Origin of the sequence: Amycolatopsis rhabdoformis, assembly GCF_035918295.1 — a bacterium.
GTDB lineage: Bacteria > Actinomycetota > Actinomycetes > Mycobacteriales > Pseudonocardiaceae > Amycolatopsis > Amycolatopsis rhabdoformis.
The window spans coordinates 1,374,911-1,392,598 of sequence record NZ_CP142149.1 but is presented as its reverse complement, the minus strand read 5'-3'; the positions used below and the strand labels follow the sequence as shown (position 1 = coordinate 1,392,598).

The following is a 17,688-nucleotide window of genomic DNA, read 5'->3' as shown; positions in this document are numbered from 1 at the left end:
TCCTCGCGTGGTGGGGGCAACTGGTCGCAACACGTCCGCGGTTCGGGACCGCCCCGGACACCGCACCAGGGCCTCTGGTCTCCGCTCCGGCCTTATTATAGCCTATAAGCTGTAGGGAAGGAGCGCCTTGAGCACAGCGCATGAACCGGCACCGTCCACGAGCACCGCGGCCGACAGTTTCACCAGCCTCGCCCGCCTCGACCTCGCCGGTGAGAAGCACCTCGTGCACCGGCTCGACGCCGTGCCGGGTTCCGAGCGGTTGCCCTTGAGCCACAAGATCCTGCTCGAGAACCTGCTGCGCCACGAGGACGGCCACACGGTCACGGCCGAGCACATCACCGCCCTGGTCCGCGGCGGTTCCGACGCCGCCCACGACGTCGTCGCCTTCTCCCCCTCGCGGGTGTTCCTGCACGACACCAACGGCGTGCCCGTGCTCACGGACCTGGCCGCCCTGCGCGACGCCGTGGCCGCGGCCGGCGGCGACCCGCGCGCGGTGCGCCCGCGCATCCCGAGCCACCTCACCGTGGACCACTCGGTGGCCACGGAGGTCTCCGGCCGCGCCGACGCGCTGCGCCGCAACGTCGAGATCGAGTACACCCGCAACGCCGAGCGCTACCGCTTCCTCAAGTGGGGCGAGACGCTCGACGGCGTGCACGTGGTGCCGCCGGGCACCGGGATCATGCACCAGATCAATCTCGAGTACCTCGCGAACGTGGTCGAGCGGCGCGCCGGCTGGGCGTTCCCCGACACCTGCGCCGGCACCGATTCGCACACCACGATGGTCAACGCGCTGGGCGTGCTGGCGTGGGGCGTCGGCGGGGTCGAGGCCGAAGTGGCGCTGCTGGGCCAGCCGCTGAGCATGCTCGTGCCGCCGGTGGTGGGCGTGGAGCTCACCGGCGAGCTCGGTCCCGGCGTCACGGCGACCGACCTCGTGCTCACGGTGGTGGAAACCCTGCGCGCCCACGGGGTGGTCGGGAAGTTCGTGGAGTTCACCGGCGACGCGGTGGCGCGGATCCCGCTCGCGCACCGCGCCACGATCTCCAACATGTGCCCCGAGTTCGGCGCCACCGCCGCGATGTTCCCCATCGACGGTGCGACGCTCGGCTACCTGCGCCTCACCGGCCGCACCCCGGAGCACGTCACGTCGGTGGAGACCTACGCGAAAGAACAGGGCCTCTGGCACGATCCGGTAGCGCGGCTGCGTTACGACGAGCGCCTGCGGATCGACCTCTCCGGTGTGACGGCATCACTGGCCGGCCCCCGCCGGCCCCAGGACCGCGTGCCGCTCGCCGCCGTGCCCGCCAACGCGACGGCGGCGATCTCCCGCGTGCGTGCGGAGCGCAACGAACCAGACCCAGGTTCCGACGAGGCGACCCACCAGCGAGATCGCGCACGCCCCGGCGGAGCCGGGGCCGACGGCGCGGTGGCGATCGCGGCCATCACCTCGTGCACCAACACGTCCAACCCGCACGTGATGGTCGCCGCGGGTCTGCTGGCGCGCAACGCCCGCGCCCGCGGGCTGACCGCGAAGCCGTGGGTGAAGACGAGCCTCGCGCCGGGGTCGAAGACCGTCACGGAGTACCTCGCCCGCGCCGGCCTCACCGGGCCGCTGGACGAGCTCGGTTTCCAGCTCGTGGGCTACGGCTGCATGACGTGCATCGGCAACTCCGGGCCGCTTCTGCCGGACGCGGCCCAAGCGGTCGCGGAGCACGGCGCGGTCGTGGCGTCGGTGCTCTCGGGCAACCGGAACTTCGACGGCCGCATCAACAACGACGTCTCGCTCAACTACCTCGCCTCTCCCCCGCTGGTCGTCGCCTACGCGCTGGCCGGCTCGGTGAACCACGACCTCACCACCGAGCCGCTCGGCCTCGATGCCGACGGCCGGCCGGTGCTGCTCGCCGACCTGTGGCCCGACGACGCCGAGATCGACGAGGTCGTGCGCGCACACCTCACCCCCGAGCTGTTCCGCGAGGCCTACACCGACGTGTTCGGCGGCGACGAGCACTGGGCGGGCGTGCCCGCGTCCGACGGCCACCACTTCGCGTGGGAGCCGGACTCGACCTACCTGCGCCGGCCGCCGTTCCTCGACGAGGTCACGGAAACCGTCGAGCCGGCCCGCGACGTCACCGGGGCGCGCACCCTGCTGCTGCTCGGCGATTCCGTGACGACCGACCACATCAGCCCCGCCGGCCGCATCCCCGCGACCAGTAGCGCCGGGCGGCACCTGACCGAGCGCGGCGAGACCGACCTCAACACCTACGCCTCGCGCCGCGGCAACTTCGAGGTGATGGTGCGCGGCGGCTTCGCCAACCCACGCCTGACCAACCGGCTCGCGCCCCACGCGGGCGGCGGCGTGACTCCCGACTTCACGCGCGGCGGCGAACTGGTGCCGATCTACGAGGCCTCGCGGTCGTACGCCGCGGCCGGCGTGCCGCTGATCGTGATCGCCGGGCGCGAATACGGCACCGGTTCGTCGCGTGACTGGGCGGCGAAGACCACCGCGCTGCTGAAGGTGAACGCCGTGCTGGCGCAGTCGTTCGAGCGGATCCACCGCGCCAACCTCGTGGCGCTGGGCGTGCTGCCGCTGCAGTTCCTCGACGGCGACAGCGCGGAGTCGCTCGGCCTCGACGGCACCGAGGAGTTCGACCTCGTCGGCGTCGAAGCCGTGGTGCGCGATCCCGCGCGGCCGCTCACCGTGCGCGTGCGGCCGGGCGACCGGCCGGCGTTCGAGTTCGCCGTGCGCGCGCGCCTCGACACGCCCCGCGAAGCCGCCTACTACGAGAACGGCGGGGTGCTGCCGTACGTGCACCGGCTGATCCTGCGAGGTGCGCTTGACTGATCCCGCGCCGGTCGTCGAACCGCTGCTGCTCGGCTTCGGCCTCTCGTCCGACCAGGGCAGCATCGGCTTCTGCGGCGTCTACCTCGTGCAGACGCCGCGGCGGCGCATCCTGTTCGACTGCGGGCACGCCGGCCGCCGCCGCGCGCTGCACCGCGCGCTGGCGCGCCACGGCCTCGGCGTGCGGGACATCGACACCCTCGTGCTGTCGCACGCGCACTACGACCACGTGCAGAACGCCGACCTGTTCGGCCACGCCGAGGTGCTGCTGCACCCGGCCGAACGCGAGTACCCGCCCGGCGACCCGGTCACTCCCCCGTGGACGGACGCGATCTTCGCCGGCCTCACGCTCCACGACGGCGTCGACGGGCTGGTGCTCGCCGACGGCGTCACCGTGACCGGGCTGCCCGGCCACACCGCGGGTTCGCTCGGCCTCAGCGTCGAGACCGCCGCCGGCACGGCGCTGCTCACCGGCGATGCCGTGCCGTCCGCGCGAGCGCTGCGCGCCGGCCGCCCCACCACCGCGGCGGCCGGGGAAACCGTGGCCACGGCGTCGATCGAGCTCGTGCGCACGCGGGCCGACGTGGTGTACCCGGGGCACGACCGGCCGTTCACGATCGAGGCCGGACACCCCGGCCGCTACCTGTTCCCGCGCGTGGACCTCGAGGTGCTCGCGCCCGACCCGCTCACCGACGACCCGCCCGCGCCGTCCTGACGATCCCGTCCACGACGGTGCGGGCCCACCGGGAAAGGACCCACCCCGCATGACCACCGCCAGCGGCATCTTCGCCGAGCCGGCCCCGAAGTTCTCGGCCGACGGCCTGCGCGCCGTGCTCGGCGAGCACTGGGCGCTCACCGACCCGCGGCTCGAGCCGCTCGACAGCGAACGCGACCTCAACGTGCTCGTCGACGGGCGGTTCGTGCTCAAGATCTCGAACCCCGCCGAGCAGGCCGACGTCGTGGACATGGAGACGCGGGCGCTGGAGCAGGTGCACGCCGCCGACCCCGGGCTGCCGGTGCCCGAGACGGTGGCGACCACCGCCGGCGAGCTCGTGGCGCACCCGCGGGACGACGCCGGCCGCGAATGCCTCGCACGCCTGATCACGCTGCTGCCCGGCAAGCCGCTCGAAGGCGCGCCGCTGGAGCCCGCGCTCGCCGAGCAGGTCGGCGCGGTCGCCGCCCGCGTTTCCGTGGCGCTGCAGGGATTCTTCCACCCCTCAGCCGGGCGGACGCTGCTCTGGGACATCCGCCGGATGCCCGAGGTCCTGGCGGGGTCCGGGATCGCGTCGGGACGCCTCGGTGAGCTGGCCGAGCGCGTCGCGCCGGCGCTGGCGGCCACGGCCACGCTGCCTTCGGGCGTGCAGCACGCCGACGTGACACTCACGAACGTGCTGGCCTCGCGCGGTGCCGTGACCGGCGTGATCGACTTCGGCGACATGCACCACACCGCCGCCGTGACCGACCTCGCCGTCACGCTCACCTCGGTGCTGCGGCTCAGCGGTGGCGACGCGGATCGGTTGTGGCGCTTGACCGACGCCGTGCTGCGCGGCTACCAGCGCCACCGCGCGCTCTCGCCGGCCGAGGTGGCGGTGCTGGGCGAGCTCGTGATCGCGCGGCTGCTCACCACGCTCGCGGTGTCGGCGACGCGGCGCGGGCCGCACGCGGACAACCACCGCTACATCACGCAGTACGACACCAACAGCGAGCAGGCGCTCGACCTGCTGTCGGCGTTGTCCGTGCGGGAGCTGGCCGACCGGCTGGCGCGCCTGGCGGGCACGCGGGACCTCACGGCGGCCCTCTCGCCGGACAGCCTGCCCGCGCGGCGCGCGGAGGCCATGGGCGGCAAGCTTTCGCCGCTGTTCTACCGCCGGCCGCTGGAGATCGTGGGCGGCGAGGGACCGTGGCTGCACGCCCGCGACGGCGCGCGTTACCTCGACGCGTACAACAACGTCGCCGTGATCGGCCACACGCACCCCGCCGTGACCCAGGCCGTGAGCGGACAGCTGGCTCGGCTCAACACGCACTCGCGCTACCTGCACTCGGCCATCGTGGAGCTGTCCGAGCGCATCCTCGCCACCCTGCCGGCGGAGCTGGACACGGTGCTGTTCACGACATCGGGCACCGAGGCCAACGAGCTGGCCTGGCGCCTGGCCACCGAATACACCGGCGGCGGCGCGGCCGTGATCGCGGAGCACGCCTACCACGGCGCGTCGAAGTGGATGGCCGACCTGAGCTCGAACGAGTGGCCGCCCGGCTACCGGCCGGCGCACGTCGCCACGTTCGAGGCCCCACACGGCCCGGCGGCCTCGCTGACGGAGACCGCGGCCGCCGAACGGATCCGGCTCGCCGCCGAGCAGCTGCACGCCGCCGGCGAACAGCCGGCGCTGGTCCTCGCCGACTCGCAGTTCACCTCCGAAGGCATCCTCGACTTCCCGGCCGGGTTCCTGGCCGGCCTGGTCTCGGGTGCCCACACCGCCGGCGCGCTCTACCTCGCCGACGAGGTCCAGTCCGGCTACGGCCGCAGCGGTCCGCAGCTGTGGCGCTTCCTGCTCGCCGGCGTGACCCCCGACCTCGTCACCCTCGGCAAGCCGATGGGCGCCGGGTATCCGATCGGCGCCGTGGTCACCCGCCGGGAAATCGCCGACCGGCTCGCCGGCAGCTACGAGTACTTCTCCACCTTCGCCGCCACCCCGGCCGCCGCCGCAGCCGGGCACGCCGTCCTCGACATCCTCACCCTCACCGGCCTGCCCGCCCGCGCCGCCGCCACCGGCGAGTTCCTGCGCGAGGGCCTGCGCGCGCTGGCCGCGGAGGAACCGTTGCTCGGCGATGTCCGCGGCGTCGGCCTGCTGGCGGGGATCGACGTGCGGGGCTCGGGCGCGGCGACTTCTCGTGAGGTCGCCCGGGCCCTGCTGTCGGAGCTGGTCGGGCAGGGTGTGCTCGCCGGTTCGACCGGACCTCGCGGCGACGTCTTGAAGGTGCGCCCGCCGCTGGTCTGGGAGGACGAGCACGCGAGCCAGTTCCTCGAACGCCTCCGCCGCGCCCTCGCCGCGCTGCGGGGCTGAAACTGAAACCGGCCGTGGGGCCCGCCGTCGACGCGGCAGACCCCACGGCCGGGAGCCGTGCTGGTGACTACTTCCGGAGCACGCCCCGGGCCGGCGGCAGGGTCGTCGGCCCGGAGTTCACGTTCGTGGCGTGGCCGACGGTCACCCCGGTGGCGTCGAAGGTCAGGTCGAGCCGGTCGAGGAACGGCGACTCCAGGAAGTGCCACGTGAGCCGCAGCGCGTCGGGGGCCGGCCACTCGGCGGCGGCGAGCACGGCGGCCGAGGGGTCCTGGTAGGAGTGGTGCAGGCGCCACACGCTCACGCCGGTGTCCTGGCGGGTCCAGGTGCCCACGCCGTGGTCGATCGGGTGGCGGCCGAGCTCGTCCTCCACGTCGAGGTGCACCGAGCCGTCGCGGACCTCGACACCGAGCGACACCAGGCCCTGTTCGTTGGGTTCGAAGTCGTAGGTCGCGGTGAAACCGGGACGCAGGGCTTCGGGAGCGAGGGTTTCCGGTTCGCGAGCGCGATCGACCCAGGCGGCCAGCTCGGCCGCTCCTTCGCGGGCCGGGCTCTCGAACGCCGCGGTGAACGCCGAGCGCAGCAGGCCCGGCAGGTCGTGGTAGCTGCCGTCGCCCATCGCGCCGGTGATCACGACAACGCCGCCGTGGCGCGGGAAAACCATGCATTCCTGGCCGAAGATGCCCGAAGCGCTGTAGATCCCGGCTTCGGTCGTCCAGAACTGGTAGCCGTAACCCTCTTCGGCGACGACGGAGGGATCCGGCGGCACGAGTTCCTTGCCGTTCCAGGTCCCGCTGATCGCGCGCCGCACGTGCAGCGCCGACGCCTTCTGCACCCAGCCCGCCGGCAGCACCCGCGAACCGGCCCACACGCCGTCCTCGAGGTGCAGCACGCCGAACTTCAGCAGATCGCGCGGGCGCAGCGAAAGCCCGTTGCCACCGCTGGACACGCCCTCGGGGTCGCGTTCCCACGTGTAGTCCGTGATCTCCAACGGGTCGAACAGCCGCGGCCGCAGGTATTCGTCGACCGGCTGTCCCGACACCTGCTGCACGATCGCCGACAGGACGTGGCTCGTGGTGCTGCTGTAGGTGAAGTTGCGCCCCGGCAGGTCGACCACGGGCTCTTCGAGGAACTCGCCGACCCAGCCCGTGCGGCGCAGGCGTGTGGTGGCGCCCGACAGCCCGCGCGCGTGGCCCGTGCACATCGTGAGCAGATCGCGCACGCGCATGCGGCTCAGGTTCTCGCCGATCTCCCCGACCAGGCGGTCCTCGAAGAACCCGACCACCGGGTCGTCGAGCGAGAGCAGACCCTCGGCCTCGGCGAACCCGACGGCCGCGGACGTGAAGCTCTTCGTGGCCGAGTGGATCTTGTGCCGCAGCCCGGGTTCGTGCGGCCACTGCCACAGGTCCAGCAGCGTCCGGCCGTGCCGGTGCACGAGCAGCGAATGCACGCGCATGCCCCGCGAGGCCAGGGTTTCGAGGAGGGCGTGGACCGGACCCGGGTCGAGCGAGGGGTCGGGGAAAGCGTTGTTCATGCTCACCGTTCTCGTGCGAACTGCCTACAGGACTTGCGAAAGGAACGACTTCAGTCGCGGGGTGCGCGGGTCGCTCAACAGCTGCCGAGCCGGCCCGTCCTCCGCGATCACGCCGCTGTCCACGAACAGCACGCGGTCGGCGACCTCGCGCGCGAAGTTCATTTCGTGCGTCACCACCATCATCGTCATCCCCGACGCCGTGGCGAGGTCGCGCATCACGTCGAGCACGCCCTTCACCAGTTCGGGGTCGAGCGCCGAGGTGGCCTCGTCGAACAGCATGATGTCGGGCTCCATCGCCAGGGACCGCGCGATCGCCACGCGCTGCTGCTGCCCGCCGGACAGGTGCGAGGGCCGCGCCGACGCGAGCGATCGCAGGCCGACCTTGTCCAGCTGCGCCAGGGCCCGTTCCCGCGCTTCCTCGCGCGACATCTTGCGCACCCGCCGCAGCGCGAGCGCGATGTTGTCCACCGCGCTCTTGTGCTGGAACAGGTTGAAGTGCTGGAACACCATGCCGGTGCGCGAGCGCACGGCGTTGAGGTCCACCTTCGGGTCGGTGATCGCCTGCCCGTGCAGCCGGATCGTGCCCGAGGTCGGCGGTGACAGGAGGTTCACGCACCGCAACAACGTCGACTTGCCCGAGCCCGAAGCGCCGATGAGGCACACCGTCTCGCCGCGCGCGACCGTGGCCGACACGCCCTTGAGCACCTCGACGACGCCGAACGACTTGCGGATGTCGACCAGCTCGATCGCCGGCACGTCGGTTTTCGCCTCGGCTGTCGTTTCGGCTTCGGCTTGGCGATCTGCGGCCACTGTGCTCTGCTCCATGGTCTCAGGCCCCCGCTTCGAATCCGGTCGCGCCGACGGGCACCAGCGGCGGCGGCGCCGCGGTCGCGTCGCCACCACCGCCACCAGTGGGGCGACGGCCTTCGCGCAGCCGCTTGTCGAACCAGTTCACCAGGTGCGTCAGCGGCACGGTGAACACGATGTACACCAGGCCCGCCGCCACGAACGACGACGAGTTGTACGAAATGGACTGTGCCTGCTGCGCGATGAAGTACAGCTCGCGCTCCCCCACGGCCAGCCCGAGCAGGTACACCAGCGAACTCTCCTTCACTGCCACGATGAACTGGTTCGCCAGCGCCGGCAGCACGTTGCGGATGCCCTGGGGCACCACCACGAGCAGCTGCGTGCTCAGGTGGCTCATGCCGAGGCTGCGCCCGGCTTCGGTCTGGCCCGCCGGCACGCTCTGGATGCCCGAGCGGAAGATCTCGGCGATGTAGGCCGCGTTGATCAGGCCCACCGCGAGGATCGCGTACCCCATCGGCGACTGGCCGAACAGGCGCACGCCCGCCGAGGGCAGCCCGATGCCGATCAGGCTCACCGTGACGATGGCCGGCAGCCCGCGGAACACGTCCACGTACACCCGCGCGGGCAGCCGGAGCCACCAGCGCGGGGAGATCAGCAGCAGCGCCAGCAGCAGGCCCACCACCAGCCCCAGCACCAGCGCGAGCGACGCGATGATCAGCGTGTTGCGCAGGCCCTCCCCGAGCAGCGAAGGCAGCACGGCGAGGATCTGGTGGATGTCGAAGAAGGAATGCAGGAAATCGCCCATGGGACCAGGTGTCCTTACCTCAGGTCGGCCGCGGACCGCCGAAACGACAACCCGAACCCCGGCTCACGGGATCGGCGACGGTACCGGCCGGCAGCTCGCCTTATAGACTATATCGGTGGCGTGGCGCTCACGGTAGCAGTTTCGACAACAGAGTCAACGGTTGAAGTGCGCGCTTCAGTGCTGCTCACCGGGTGGCCAGCAGCCCGGCGACGAAGTCCTGCACCACGGGGATCACCGCGCTGCCCTGGTGGGCCACGCCGGGCACCACGTCGAACCGCACCGGGATGCCGTTGCGCTCGAAGCTGTCGCGCAGCACCTCGATGCGCTCGATCCGCGTGCGGCCGGTCTTCTCCACGCCGTCCATCCAGTTCGGACCGCCGGCGTTGTTGATCTCCCAGGTCTCCACGTCGGCCGACCCCACCACCATCTGCACCGGCACGCGGCGCAGGGCCTCGAGGTCGATGTCGATGCCGAACTTCTCGCGGAACCCGGCCGTGCCCAGCCACCACGGCAATGACTCGTCGAGCTGCGTGATCCGGCCGGGCGCGCCGATCGAGATCCCGGCCAGCCGGTCGGGGTGGGCGTAGTAGAACCGGTGCGCGAACTGCCCGCCGCCGGAGAAACCGTGCAGGAAGAAGGTTTCGGTCTCGGTGTTGAACTCCTCGCCGACCTCGTCGACGATGTGCAGCAGCTCTTCGTCGAAGCGGATCCCGTCGTACTCCAGGAACTTGAAGCTGTGCAGCTCGCGCCGCCGGCCGATGCCGGCCGGGAACAGCGGCGCGAGGATCACGCAGCCGTGCGCGGTCGCGAAGTCGGCCCACTGGTTGCGGTAGCGCTCGGCCGAGCGGCCGGTGCCGTGCTGCACCACGACCAGCGGCAGCGGCTTCGCGTCCGGGGTGTGGTCGTGGGGCACGAACAGGCCGTACGACAGGCGCTGGTCGTGGCCCGAGGCGAAAAACGGGGTCGCACCGAGGAAGTGGGCCCCTTGCGAGTCGGGTTCGGTGGTGGCGGTCATGGCGGCCGGGCTCCTCGGGGTTCAGGGGCACGAGATCGTGCCCGCACGGACTACGCACGAAGAAGATATAGGCTATAGAATCACCGAACGACCCAAGACGACTGTGTGATGCGACAAGTCCCGGGAAGCCGGCCCCTCGCGGCCGCCCAACCGGGAGAACAGGATGCAGGCCGCAGCCCACAGCCTGCCCGCCGAGCGGGCCGGTGACCGCTATCCTTGCGGCTCCCTCTGTCCGCGCCGAGAGATTGCCAGGCCGATGACCAACCCTCGCCCAGCCCTCACCAAGAACGCGTACGTCTACGAGGAGCTGCGCCGGCGCATCCTGGCCGGTGAGCTGATCCCGGGCCAGTCCATCTCCCAGGAACAGCTCGCGGCCGAGCTCGGCGTGAGCACCACTCCCCTGCGCGAAGCGCTGCGCCGGCTCGACGCCGAGGGGCTCGTGACGATCGACGCGCACCGCGACGCACGGGTGAGCCGGCTCAACGCCGAGGAGGCCCGCAGCCTCTTCGAGGTGCGCGAACGCCTCGACCCGCTGGCCACCAAGCTCGCCGCCACCCGCCGGACCGACGCCGACATCGCGGCGATCGAGGCCGCACTCAAGGAGCTCGAGCCACTGAGCACGTCCACCGGTTTCGAGTCGCTGCTCGTGCACCGCGCGTTCCACCGCAGCATCTACACGGCTTCGCACAACCCGCTGCTGATGACGCTGCTGGAAGGGCTGTGGGACAAGGCCGACCGCTACCGGATGATCGGCCTGCGGTCCAAACCGGACTCCCCGCAGGACCAGGAACGCGTGCGGCGCGAGCACATCGAGATCGCCGAGGCCGTGATCGCGGGAGACGCGCGCACGGCCGAGCGGACCATGAAAAAGCACGTGCTCGGCAGCCTGGGCCGCCGGGCGATCGCCGCACTGGAGGCCTGAGCGGGCTGAGGGGCCCCAGCGGCTCGACCACGATCACAGCAAGGCCAGGGGGTTGACCGGCGAGCCCGTGCCGCCCTCGACCACGAGCGGCGCGACCAGGAAGAGGAACTCGTGACGCCCCTGCTCGGCACACGCGGCGGCCAGCGGTTCGAGCGCGCAGTTGTCCACCACGGCCAGGCCGTAGGCGAAGATCGCGCCGTGCACGGTCCACGGCACACCGCCGTCGTTCGGGGCGCGGTCGAGCATGTCCCAGGCGAGCACCGCGCAGTCGTGGTCGCGCAGGAACTCCAGGCAGGACACGTGCAGGCCGGGCCGGCTGTCCTCGGTGCCCCACGGCGGGTGCTCGCGGTCCCACGCGTCGCGGCCGCAGTGCACCACCACCGCGTCGCCCGGGCCGACGGTCACGTCCTGCGCCTTCGCGATCTGCTCGAGCTCTTCGCCGGTCACCGGCCGGTCCAGCGTCACGTACGGCTCGCCGCGGAACGCGGGCACGTCGAGCAGCACGCCGCGCGTCACGATCCCTTCGCGCCAGTGGTCCACCGAACCCCAGCGGCTGCCGCGCGAGGTGAGCTCCACGTCGGGGTCGCGGCCCTGCCAGAGGCCGCGCTCGTCCCACACGTGGCAGAGCGCGTCGACGTGGGTGGCGGCCACCCCGTGGTACTCGATGCCGTAGTAGTCACCCGAGATCCCGCCGGTGCCCCGCGGGGTTTTGGTCGTGTAGTGCGAGGCCGGGCGCGGGTTGTCCACCTGCGGACGGGTCGGGAACGGCCGGCTGAGCGACACCGTCCGGCCCGTGCGCACCAGCGCCGCCGCCTCGGCGCGCTTGGCCGCGGTGATCAGGTTGACCGTGCCGATCTGGTCGTCCGCACCCCATCGGCCCCAGTTGCTGCGGCCGTGCAGTTGCTGCTCCACCTCGGCGCGGGTCCAGTCACGCGCCACGGCCGCTCCTCTTCCGCTTCACTTCCGAATGTTGGTATTTTCTAAGCCACAAGTACCAGAATGTCAACCACGAGAAAGGCGGCGACCGCGGTGCGGAAGATCGTCCTGTTCGGCGACAGCATGCTGGGCCGGTTCACCAAGCCCCGTATCGACCAGCTCGAGGCCGAGGCCGGCGACGTGCTCGTGTTCAACTGCGCCGCCGGCGGCTGGAAGAGCGACGACGGCGCGCGCCGCGCGGCCACGATCGCGAAAACCGAGCCGGACGTGGTGGTGTTGTCCTTCGGTGCCAACGACTGCGCGCCCGACCGGCTGGTGGAGCTCGACGCGTACACCCGGAACCTGCACACGATCGCCGAAGCCTTCGCCCCGGCCACGCTGATCGGGTTCCTGCCGCCCTCGATCGAGGAGATCGACGGGGTCGGCAAGCGCGGGCGCACCAACACCGTGCTCGACACCTACCGCCGCGTGCTGCGCGAGGTCGTGACGGCCCCGAACGCCGTGGACACCGACGCCGCCGTGGCCCCGCTGATCGCGGCCGGCGAACCCGTGCACGAGGACGGTCTGCACCTCACTGGGGACGCCTACCGGCTCGTGATCTCCGCCCTCGCCCGGCGGATCTCGGCCGCCTGAACCGGCTCCGACCTGCACTGATCCAGCCGAGCGCCGGCTTTCTGAAGCCGGGACTACAACCCGTTGACGGTCTGAAGTTCTATAGCCTATAGTTCCGCCCCAACGTCAGCGCTCCGCGATTTCCCCTCTTCTGACTTCCCTCCCGCTCTGGCGAAGGAGACCCATGAACCGACTTCCCCTGCGGCGTGCGCTCGGTGCGCTCGGCCTCGCCGCCCTCACCGCCGCCTCCGTGACCGCGTGCGGCGGCGGGAGCGACACCGCGGCCGGCGACGACTTCGGTCTCGCCCAGCCCGGCACCATCACCGCGGCGGTCACGGCGGGCGACTACCCGTTCGTGTCCCCCGACGCCAGCGGCAAGCCGGTCGGCATGCTCGTGGACCTCAACAACCTCATCGCCGACCGGATGCACCTCAAGATCGTGTACAAGACCACCACCGTCCAAGCCGGACTGCCCGGCCTCACCAGCGGTCAGTACGACCTGATGTCGGTGGGCCTGGTGGCGAGCGACGAACGCAAGAAGAGCGTAGCGTTCACGAAGGCGATCTTCTGGGGCCAGAACGTGGTCGTGGTCCCGGCGAGCTCGACCGCGAAGTCCATTCCGGACCTGGCCGGCAAGCGCGTGGGCGCCGGCGCGAACAGCACGCAGGAAGACTTCGCGAAGAAGAAGATGACCACTTCGCAGCTGGTGTCCGAGGCCACCGACGGCGCGGGCGTGAACCAGCTGCTCGCGGGCAACCTCGACGCGATGGTGCTCGGCTCCACGCACGTGGGCCAGATCTTCACCGAGCACCCGGGCAAGCTCAAGGTCGCGCTGACCTCACCGCAGGACCAGCCGGGCGCCGAAGCGGTGAACAAGAAGCTGACGAAGTTCCTCGACGCCTACAACACCGAGCTCACCGCGCTCGCGAACGACGGCACGTTCCTGAAGCTGTACCAGAAGTACTTCCCGAACCTGCCGTACCCGACGCAGATGTACCAGTTCTGGCCGTCGATCCAGCAGCAGATCGAGAAGCAGGGCAAGCCGACCCCGTAGCCGGAACGGGGTCTCCGCCGGCGCCGCGGCTCCTCCCCGCGGCGCGCGGTGCCGGCGGCCGAAAAGGGGTTCTCGTCCACTGTGGAATCAGTGGCCGGGAACCCCTTTTCGGGTCACCGGGTCGGGCGTCGTCAACAGGTGACGGACACCTTGGCGCCGGCCTTGAACGACACGTGCACGTGGTCGAAGTGGTTCGCGGTCGGGCTGCCGCGGTCCTCCATCGGGTCCCAGCCGCTGCCGTCGTTGTAGCGCTGGCGCCAGATCACGTACGTCACGCCGAACTGGCTCTGGTGGGCCAGCACGTAGGCGGCGAGCGCGTTGCCGGTGGTGGTGTCGACCATGAAGTCGAGCGCCAGACCCGCCGGGTGGTCGCTCGCGCCCGCGCGGCCGGCCCGGCCGCCGACCGAGCTCACCTTGAACTTCGTGAGGATGTGGTTGCCCACCTGGGCGGCGTTCGCCTGCGCACCGGCCAGAGTGGACGAACACGCCTTGCCGGCCGACACCGTCATCTTCGCCGTGGCGGGCGGCTTCGGCTTGGTCTTGGCGACCGGCTTCTTCGACGTCGGCTTCGGGGACGCGGCCGAGGTGGACGTGCTCGGGGTCGTGCTGGTCGCGCTCGGCGTGGTCGGGGTCGCCGGCGACGAGCTCGTCGGGGGTGAGCTCGTCGCCGGCGCGCTCGTCGGCACACTCGACCGGGGGTGGGGCGCACTCAGCGCCAGGTTGTCGGCGGCGGAGACTTCTCCACCGCCCGGGAGAGCACCGGTCAGCCACACGACGGCAACCAGTCCGAGAGCGGCGAGAACGCCGATCCCGGCCGGCAGTCGCCACGACAGCGACCGGGAGCGATGTCTGGGGGACATCCTTCTGCACCATTTTCTTCGCTCGGGGAACGCACGCCGCGAATTCGGGGGAAACGGCGCACGCGAAGCGGCCTCGACATTACGAATCGGACACAGGAATGTCACCGTCAAGTGATGGTCCGCACAGATCAACACCGATAGATGCAGGTCAGCAGCGGTGTCGAGATTCCGGCTAGCCGCCATTGACACCGCGGCCCACACCATTTCCCGGCCCTTTCGTCACGGTGGGCAAGGCCGCCGTGACACTGTTCCGGGCCCGTTTTCCATGATCACCGCGGCTTGGCCGGGCACGGCCGCGCAGCCTTCGGAACCGATCCCGAAGGGTGCCCCCGGTTGACGTGCCGCCGTTTTGGATCCAAACTCTCGGGGATTCCCGACCCGACGAACTGGAGACGGCATGTCGTTCTCGAACCTGTCCCACCTGGAGTGCTCCCGCACCGGGGAGCGATACGAGGCGGACCAGGTGGCCGGCACCTCGGCTGTGGGAGCGCCGCTGCTCGCGCGCTACGACCTGGACCGGGTGCGGGAAACGGTGACGCCGGCCGACATCGCGGCGCGTGAACCCAGTCTCTGGCGCTACCACGAGGTGCTGCCGGTCCGCTCGCGCGACAACATCGTGAGCCTGGGCGAAGGCCTCACCCCGCTGCTGCCGCTGCCCAACCAGGGCAAGCAGTCCGGCGTGCCGAAGCTGCTCATGAAGGACGAGGGCCTGGTGCCGACCGGCTCGTTCAAGGCCCGCGGCGCCGCGGTCGGCGTCTCGCGCGCGGCCGAGCTCGGCGTGCGCGGCGTGGCCATGCCGACCAACGGCAACGCCGGTGCGGCCTGGGCCCTGTACGCGGCCCGCGCCGGGCTCGACAGCCTCATCGCGATGCCCGACGACGCGCCCGCGATCACCATGAAGGAGTGCCTCGCCGCCGGCGCCGAGCTGTACCGCGTGGACGGCCTGATCGGCGACGCGGGCAAGCTCGTGGGCGCCGCGGTGGCCGAGCGCGAGGGCTACCAGGACGTGTCCACCCTCAAGGAGCCCTACCGGCTCGAGGGCAAGAAGACGATGGGCTACGAGATCGTCGAGCAGCTCGGCTGGCGCGTGCCCGACGTGATCCTCTACCCGACCGGCGGCGGCGTCGGCATCATCGGCATCTACAAGGCCCTGCTGGAGATGCAGGAGCTGGGCTGGATCTCCGGTGACCTGCCGCGCCTGGTCGCGGTGCAGGCCACCGGGTGCGCGCCGATCGTCGAGGCCTTCAAGTCGGGCGCGACGGAGAGCAAGCTGTTCCCCGACGCGCGCACGGTCGCGTTCGGCATCACCGTGCCGAAGGCGCTGGGCGACTTCCTCGTGCTCGACGCCGTCCGCGCCACCGAGGGCACCGCGATCGCGGTGACCGACGAGGAGCTGCTGGCTTCGCAGCGCCGGCTGGCCGCGCTGGAAGGCGCGTTCATCTGTCCCGAGGGCGCGGCCTGCTTCGCCGCGCTGGACCAGCTGCGCGAATCCGGCTGGGTGAGCGAGGACGACGAGGTCGTGGTCCTCAACACCGGCGCCGGCATCAAGTACCCCGAGACGCTGGCGGTCGACGCGCCGCTGCTCGCCAAGACCGACGCCATCCCGGCCCGACCGATCCGGACGAGGTGACCGCCGGCCCCCGACCCGCTCCACCGGATTGGATCTGATCCACCCGCGTTCACCCCCGTCCCCACCCCAGCGAGCGATCTGACAGGGATCGAGCCCATGAACCGACGACGTTTCCGTGCGGCGCTCCTCCTGGCCACTGCCCTCGCCCTGGGTGCCGCCTCGTGCGGTATCCAGCCGGCGAGCGCGGGCCGCGGCCCCGGCACCATCACGATCGACACGGCCAACTACCCGTCCACACTGGACCCCGGCAAGCAGTACGACACCGACACGTATTCGGTGTACCGCAACATCTTCGACCAGCTGCTGCGCCGCAATCCCAAGACCAACGCGGTCGTGCCGTGGCTCGCCACGAAGTGGCAGCAGACCGACCCGCGCACCTGGCGCTTCACGATGCGCCCCGGCGTGACCTTCAGCGACGGCAGCCCGCTCACGGCCGAGGACGCGGCGTATTCGATCAGCCGCATTCTCGACAAGAAGTTCGCCAGCCAGCAGTACGCGAACTTCTCCGTGATCGACAAGGCCACCGCCGACGGCGGCGACCTCGTGGTGCACACCTCCGTGCCCTCCCCCACGCTGCTGAGCTACCTCACCACCCTCTCGGTGGTGCCGAAGGCCTACGTGCAGCGCGTCGGCGACAAGCAGTTCGCGGTGAAGCCGATCGGGTCCGGCCCCTACCTGCTCCAGTCGGCCACGGCGGGGTCGGAGGTCGTGCTCGCGGCCAACCCGAAGTGGTGGGGCCCGGCCCCGCAGATCCGCACGGCCGTGTTCCGCGCGGTGCCGAACGTGGCCAGCCGCGTGGCCGACCTGCAGTCGCGCAAGGTCGACCTCGCCACCACGCTCACGCCCGACGCGGCCGACCAGATCCGCCGCGACCCGACGCTCGCGATCCTGTCCACGCCCACCGAACGCGTGGCCTACCTGGCGTACAACACGATCAAGGGTGGTGCCACCGACGATCCGCGGGTGCGCAAGGCCATCGCCGAGGCGATCGACTACGACGCGCTGATCAAAAACCTGCAGCGCGGCTACGCGAAGCCGATCAACTCGATGGCCACGCCACTCGCGTTCGGCTACGACAAAGCGCTGCCGAACAACCGTCACGATCCCGAAGACGCGAAAAAGCTGCTGCAGCAAGCCCACGCGGTCGGCGCGAAGCTGGTGATGGCCACTTCGCCGTCGTTCGACCCGCAGGTGGTGCAGGCGATCCAGGGTGACCTCGCCGCCGTCGGGCTGCAGGTGGAGATCCAGAACAGCGACCAGGCGACGTACCTGAAGAAGGTGCAGGACCCGTCGCACGAGTGGGGTTCGATCCGGTTCGGCAAGTGGTCGTGCTCCTGCCTCGACTCCGACGGCGTGATCTACCCGCTGTTCCACACCGGCGAGATCTGGAGCTCCTACAGCAACCCGGACTTCGACAAGATCGTGGAGCAGGCGCGCGAAACGATCGACCCCGCGCAGCGGACCAAGCTGTACTCGCAGGCGTTCGCGTTGCTCAACCAGGACCTGCCGGGCATCGGCCTCTTCCAGGCCTACGCCGTGTACGGCGCGAACTCGCGTCTGCAGTGGACCCCCGACGCGTCGGAAAGCCTGTTCCTCGACCAGATGAAGGTGAGCTGAC

The 17,688-nt window shown here is 71.0% G+C and carries 14 protein-coding genes; 8 read left to right on the top strand and 6 right to left on the bottom strand.

The features are described 5' to 3' along the window. The first annotated feature begins 127 nt into the window (after positions 1-127). The 3 genes from acnA to VSH64_RS06420 are packed head-to-tail and all read left to right on the top strand — an operon-like array spanning position 128 to position 5,898. A complete protein-coding gene (acnA, locus tag VSH64_RS06430) occupies positions 128-2,839 on the top strand; it encodes an aconitate hydratase AcnA (protein WP_326834549.1) in 2,712 nt (903 codons plus the stop codon). Beyond that, positions 2,832-3,551, top strand: coding sequence for an MBL fold metallo-hydrolase (locus tag VSH64_RS06425; RefSeq protein WP_326834548.1), 720 nt, complete (start codon positions 2,832-2,834; stop codon positions 3,549-3,551). The genes acnA and VSH64_RS06425 overlap by 8 nt, the downstream gene beginning before the upstream one ends. 49 nt (positions 3,552-3,600) lie before the next feature. Further along, a complete protein-coding gene (locus VSH64_RS06420; RefSeq protein WP_326834547.1) occupies positions 3,601-5,898 on the top strand; it encodes an aminotransferase class III-fold pyridoxal phosphate-dependent enzyme in 2,298 nt (765 codons plus the stop codon). 67 nt (positions 5,899-5,965) lie between these two features. On the opposite strand, the gene VSH64_RS06415 is transcribed toward VSH64_RS06420, so the two are convergent. The 4 genes from VSH64_RS06415 to VSH64_RS06400 all read right to left on the bottom strand — a co-directional run bounded on the left by VSH64_RS06415 (position 5,966) and on the right by VSH64_RS06400 (position 10,056). Further along, complete coding sequence (locus VSH64_RS06415; RefSeq protein ID WP_326834546.1) at positions 5,966-7,429, bottom strand: serine hydrolase domain-containing protein; 1,464 nt, start codon at positions 7,427-7,429, stop codon at positions 5,966-5,968. A 24-nt stretch (positions 7,430-7,453) separates the two neighbouring features. Then, positions 7,454-8,185, bottom strand: coding sequence for an amino acid ABC transporter ATP-binding protein (locus VSH64_RS06410; RefSeq protein WP_456062101.1), 732 nt, complete (start codon positions 8,183-8,185; stop codon positions 7,454-7,456). A 73-nt stretch (positions 8,186-8,258) separates the two neighbouring features. Beyond that, complete coding sequence (locus VSH64_RS06405; protein WP_326834544.1) at positions 8,259-9,041, bottom strand: amino acid ABC transporter permease; 783 nt, start codon at positions 9,039-9,041, stop codon at positions 8,259-8,261. 184 nt (positions 9,042-9,225) lie between these two features. Further along, entirely contained in the window at positions 9,226-10,056 is an 831-nt protein-coding gene (locus tag VSH64_RS06400) for an alpha/beta hydrolase (protein WP_326834543.1), read from the bottom strand. A 256-nt stretch (positions 10,057-10,312) separates the two neighbouring features. Between VSH64_RS06400 and VSH64_RS06395 the strand changes: the two genes are divergently transcribed. Further along, positions 10,313-10,978 carry a GntR family transcriptional regulator gene (locus VSH64_RS06395; RefSeq protein WP_326834542.1) on the top strand — a complete coding sequence of 222 codons (666 nt, stop codon included), beginning with the start codon at positions 10,313-10,315 and terminating at the stop codon, positions 10,976-10,978. Between the two features lie 33 nt (positions 10,979-11,011). Here VSH64_RS06395 and VSH64_RS06390 read toward each other — a convergent pair whose 3' ends face one another. Continuing rightward, positions 11,012-11,917 (bottom strand): cyclase family protein, encoded by a 906-nt coding sequence (locus VSH64_RS06390; protein WP_326834541.1) that lies wholly within the window; start codon positions 11,915-11,917, stop codon positions 11,012-11,014. Between the two features lie 60 nt (positions 11,918-11,977). Here VSH64_RS06390 and VSH64_RS06385 point away from each other — a divergent pair, with 60 nt between their 5' ends. Next, the gene (locus VSH64_RS06385) at positions 11,978-12,547 is read left to right on the top strand and encodes an SGNH/GDSL hydrolase family protein (RefSeq protein ID WP_326834540.1); all 570 of its coding nucleotides are present in this window, start codon (positions 11,978-11,980) and stop codon (positions 12,545-12,547) included. A 163-nt stretch (positions 12,548-12,710) separates the two neighbouring features. Continuing rightward, a complete protein-coding gene (locus tag VSH64_RS06380; protein ID WP_326834539.1) occupies positions 12,711-13,580 on the top strand; it encodes a substrate-binding periplasmic protein in 870 nt (289 codons plus the stop codon). Positions 13,581-13,711: 131 nt separating this feature from the next. Here VSH64_RS06380 and VSH64_RS06375 read toward each other — a convergent pair whose 3' ends face one another. Further along, positions 13,712-14,440: a hypothetical protein gene (locus tag VSH64_RS06375; protein WP_326834538.1), complete on the bottom strand. Its 729-nt coding sequence runs from the start codon at positions 14,438-14,440 to the stop codon at positions 13,712-13,714. A gap of 397 nt (positions 14,441-14,837) precedes the next feature. On the opposite strand from VSH64_RS06375, the gene VSH64_RS06370 reads away from it, so the two are divergent. Then, entirely contained in the window at positions 14,838-16,070 is a 1,233-nt protein-coding gene (locus tag VSH64_RS06370; protein WP_326834537.1) for a threonine synthase, read from the top strand. Positions 16,071-16,166: 96 nt separating this feature from the next. Beyond that, on the top strand, positions 16,167-17,687 hold the full coding sequence (locus VSH64_RS06365) for an ABC transporter substrate-binding protein (RefSeq protein WP_326834536.1): 1,521 nt from the start codon (positions 16,167-16,169) through the stop codon (positions 17,685-17,687). The last annotated feature ends 1 nt before the right edge of the window (position 17,688 follow it).